This window comes from Rubneribacter badeniensis (assembly GCF_002899695.1).
Classification (GTDB): Bacteria; Actinomycetota; Coriobacteriia; order Coriobacteriales; family Eggerthellaceae; genus Rubneribacter; species Rubneribacter badeniensis.
Genome location: NZ_PPEL01000144.1, coordinates 1 through 4,586, shown reverse-complemented (window position 1 = coordinate 4,586; position 4,586 = coordinate 1). Strand labels below are relative to the sequence as shown.

3 protein-coding genes are annotated in these 4,586 nt (G+C 64.7%); all 3 read right to left on the bottom strand.

The window, feature by feature from the left end; all coding sequences use genetic code 11:
* Positions 1-83: 83 nt before the first annotated feature.
* From C2L80_RS13215 to C2L80_RS13205, 3 genes are read right to left on the bottom strand one after another with little or no spacing between them, the layout of a single operon-like run.
* Complete coding sequence (locus tag C2L80_RS13215; RefSeq protein WP_087198619.1) at positions 84-941, bottom strand: dimethyl sulfoxide reductase anchor subunit family protein; 858 nt, start codon at positions 939-941, stop codon at positions 84-86.
* Positions 942-943: 2 nt separating this feature from the next.
* On the bottom strand, positions 944-1,516 hold the full coding sequence (locus C2L80_RS13210) for a 4Fe-4S dicluster domain-containing protein (protein ID WP_087198620.1): 573 nt from the start codon (positions 1,514-1,516) through the stop codon (positions 944-946).
* Positions 1,517-1,531: 15 nt separating this feature from the next.
* Complete coding sequence (locus C2L80_RS13205; protein WP_087198621.1) at positions 1,532-4,450, bottom strand: molybdopterin-containing oxidoreductase family protein; 2,919 nt, start codon at positions 4,448-4,450, stop codon at positions 1,532-1,534.
* Positions 4,451-4,586 lie beyond the last annotated feature (136 nt).

Genomic DNA, 4,586 nt, shown 5'->3' with positions numbered 1-4,586 from the left:
ACCCGCCACCTGCGGCCCGCCGCCCGCCGCCCACGCAACCGCAGACCGCAGGCAGCAGGCAGCAAGCAGCAGACGAACCGCCGTTACTGATAGATGAACCGCTCCACGCTCGTGCCCACGCCGTACATGATCACGCGCAGCGCCACCGCGCCCACAGCGGAGCACGCGAACGCCACGAACATGCACGTGGCAAGCTCGGCAGCACGGGCCTTTCCCGTCCGCGCGCACACAAACGCCGCCAGCGCCAAAGGAGCCGCCAGGCCAACGACCACGACGCCCACCCAGAACGCCGCTGCGAAATCACCCGAGACCAAACGCTCAAGAGAGCGCGTGGGATCCTGATGCGGAGCAAGCGCGATCCACGCCACGTACGCAAGCGCGGTCACAACCATCGCGACAACGCCTACGAGCGCCAGCTTGGCCGCGAAGCCGCCGTCCTCGGCCGCCCTATCGCCCAGCAGCACGAGGCCGCACATGAGCAGCATGCCCATCGCCAAGCCCGCGCCCGTGTACATGAGCGGCAGCGTCACGCTGTCCCATGCGGGCCGTGCCGCGATCAGGTACGAGGCGCCGGCCACGAACGGCAGCACGAGGCCGACAACGCCTCCCACCACGCCGAGCGCCTTCGATGCGCCCGGATAGTCCTTTTTCGCCAAAACGAGGTACGCGAACGCCACGATGCCCATGATGGCGACCACGAACAGCTCTTTCGACAGCCCGGAACCCAGGTTGCCCAAAAGGTGCGTCGCGCGCTCGGGATGCCCCATGTGCAGCACCGACACGCAGCCGCCCACCGCTAAGCACGCAAAGGCGATCAACGCACCCAAGAACCGCACGTTCTTGAACCTGCCCGTAAGCTCGCCCACCGCCAAGAACACGAAGCTCCCGGACGTGACGCCAAGCAGCACGCTGAAAACCAGAAGGGGCCACTGAACCTCCATGCTCACTCATCTCCCTTCCACGAGAACTTGTCCAGGCCGTACGTCACGCCCGGATGGTTGCCCACATCCGTCAGCTTGTGGGTGCTCTTGCGGGCGATCATCTTCGACACGTCGGACTCGGGATCGTCCGCGTCGCCGAACAGACGCGCCTGACCGGGACAGTGCTTCACGCAGGCCGGCTTCTCGCCCGCGTCCACGAGGTGCGCACACAGGGTGCACTTCTCGATGACGCCCTTGTCGCGGCTCTCGTCGTAGGTGCGCACGCCGTAAGGGCAGGCCATAACGCAGTATTGGCAGCCAATGCACTTGCTGTGGTCAACCAGCACGATGCCGTCCTCGCGCTTGTAGGAAGCGCCCGTGGGGCACACGCTCACGCACTCGGGATTGTCGCAGTGCTGGCACGACACGGGCAGATAGTACATTTCGAGGTCGGGGTACGTGCCCGACGGGCCCACCGTCAGCACCTTGTTGTAATAGGTGCCCAAGCCCACGTTGTTCTCCTGCTTGCACACCACGGCGCAGGAATGGCAGCCGATGCAGCTGTCGAGGTCGACGGCGATGATGTTGCGCGTCATGCTTGCTCCACCTCCTTACTTCGTCACCTGCGTCACGCCGTTTTGCTGGTCGTCGGCGGCCAGCTCGTCAGCGCTCAGGGGCAGGAATATCTTCAAGTCGTCCTCGTTCATGCAGATGTTCTTCGGCGCGCCGTCCTCGGCCTTGTAGATCTTGCACAGGCCGCCGAAGTTGTCGGTGCCCACTGCGGGATCGTAGGGGCCGTTGTTCTCGAACAGGATGTTGCAGTTGCTGTCCAACGCGCCGTGCAGATCGTCGGTGGCCTCGCGCTCCGGGAACCACCAGTCGTGCTCCACGTGAATGGTGTCGGGCTTGATGGCCGCCGTGAGGTTCGCACGCTGTTTGATGCGGTCGACGTACGTCTCGATGTACACCCAATCGTCCTGCTCGATGCCGTGCTCGGCAGCCGTGACGGGATTGATGTCCACCGTCGGGAACATGTGCACCTCGCGCATCCACGGGCTGTTGCGGTACTCGGTGTGGAAGAACGCGTGGGAGCGCCCGCCCGTGATGAGCGTGTAGGGATACTCCTCCAGCAGGTCGGGACGCGAGCGCTTCGTGATGGGCGGCTCGATGTACAAGGGCAGCGGGCCGTTGCCGTACAGCAGCAAATCCTCGCTCCACATCTCCATCTTGCCGTTGTCGGACTGCGGATGGGCCGGGATCACCGTGCCGTCGGGCAACGTGACCTGGGGCGTGCGATACACGGTGCCCATCTTGTTGCCGCGATACATGGTGTTGAACCCGGGACGGAAGTCGCTTGTCTTGCGCATGTAGCCCGTCTCGTACTTCGGAGCGCCCTTCACCGTGGCCATCTCCACGCCGGTGACGCTCACGCGCTGGCGGAAGTCCTCGAAATCGGCGCACGAAAGCTCTGCCGGCAGCGTGGCCGGACCCTTCAACATGTAGTTGAAGTAGTCGTACTTGTCCTTCCAGTACATGTCCACGCCCATGTACTCGGCGAACTCGAAGCAGATGTCCATGTCGTCTTTGCACTCGCCGAGCGGCTCGTGGAACGGCTGGCGGATGAGGTACGTGTGGCTGGTGGGGTAGCCGTGGCCGGAGTGCGCCCACTCCACGCGGTCCACCTCGTTGGGGTGCGCAGCCGGCAGGATGATGTCGGCCAATTCGCCCGAGGGGGTCATGTACATGTCCACGTTCACGAAGAAGTCGAGATTCTTGAAGCCCTCGATGATCTCCTTGCCGCCCTCGATGGACAAGATGGGCTCGGAGGTTTGCTGCCAGTAGCCGTGGATCTGGAACGGATCGCCCTTCGCCATGGCCTTCGTGGTGGCGGCGCCGAAACCGCCCTGCTGACCGTAGATGACCTGGCCGCCAGAGTTCTGCGTAGTCTCCACGAGCTCGCCCGTGGCGTCGTCGGCAACGAATATCTGCTGGTAGCCGGTGTTCTGGCACACGGACAGCTTCTTGATGTTCATGGCCGTTTCCTTGCGCCGCGCGCCCATGCGGCCCTGCTGGTTCGGCACGACGTCGAACATGAACGAGTCGTAGCCCGTGGCCGGCTCGCGGCCGATGTTCTGGCCGCCCTTCGTGTCGAAGTTGCCAGCCAGCGCCATCATGATGGTGAACGCCTGCGAGATGCCGGACGTGTTGATGGAGAACTCCACCTTCTGGCCGCGCGTGAAGCACGCGTGCGGGCTGGCGTCGATATAGGTTTGGATGGCTTCGCGGATCTTGTCTTCGGGCAGTTCGCAGAACTCGGCGGCGCGCTCGATGGTCCACGGAGTGACGTGCTCCACAAGAATGTCCCAGCTCGTGCGGTACGTCTTGCCGTTGATCTCATGCGCGCCGGACAGCGCGGGCTTCGCGTCGGCCACCACGTTGCCGTCCGCGTCGAGCCACTGGAACACCTTCTCCTCGCCGAGGCCCTTTTTGTTCTGCCAGTCGCCGTTCCAGAAGATCAGCTGGTCGTGCGCTTCGTCCCAGGCGGGGTACAGCTCTTCGTTGCCGCCCTCTTTCATAAGCGACTCGCGCAGCTGGTAGCCGGTGCCGTTGCCCTCGGCGTCCTTCTCGTCGATGAAGAACGGGGCGTTGGTGTAGAAGCGCGCGAACTCGGTGGCGCACTTGTCCGAATGGACGATCTCGTTGATGAACGCCAGCACCAGCGCCATGTCGGAACCGGGACGGATGGGCAGCCACAGATCGGCCTTGCTGGCGGTGCACGTGTAGCGTGGATCCACGCAGATCACCTTCGCGCCGCGCTCCTGCGCGCGCTTCACGGTGAGCCAGTCGTAGTAGCCGCGGCTGCGCTCCTGACGGCACCAGATGAGGATGCAGTCGGCGTTGTTGCCGTCCCAGCCGGTGTACTGCGTCTCGTCGCCGTACAGGCGCTGGCTCGTGAAGTACGAGCCCACCCAGCACAGGTTGCCCACGCCGAACGTGGCGGTGGAGCCCAATTCAAGCCACAGCTTGTTGATGGCTTGGAACTGCAGCATGTCGCGGCCCGTGCCGTACTGGTGCGCGATGGTGTGCCAGCCGTGCTCTTCGCCGATCGCGGTGAAGCGGTCGCGCGCCTCCTCGTAGGCCTCTTCCCACGTGATGCGCTTCCACTGGCCGGAGCCTTTCTCGCCCACGCGCTTCTGCGGGTAGCGCACGCGCAGCGGGTTGTACAGCTCCTGCGGGATGGCGAAGCAGCGGCCGCACAGGGTGCCCTCGCTGAACAGATCGGGGTTGCCCTCGATCTTCACGAGGCGCCCGTCTTTGACGTGCCCGAACAGCGCGCAGCGGCCGTAGCACTGGCGGCACGCGCTCGGGATGATCTTCACGTCGTCGGACGAGGTCGCACCCGCGGCGGCCTTCGCGTCTGCCGCATCGTCCGCGAGGGCCGTGGCGGCCTGCGAACCCAGCAGCAGCGTCGAGGCGGTCGCGGCGGCCGTGGCCTTCACGAAGCCACGGCGGCTCATCTTCAGTGACATCTCTCCTCCTTTGCCTCTCGTCGTCAAGTGCTGCCTTGGAGGAGAACCGAAGCGCGGGTGCGACCTCGTCCGACGACGTGAAGATCATCCCGAGCGCGTGCCGCCAGTGCTACGGCCGCTGCGCGCTGTTCGGGCA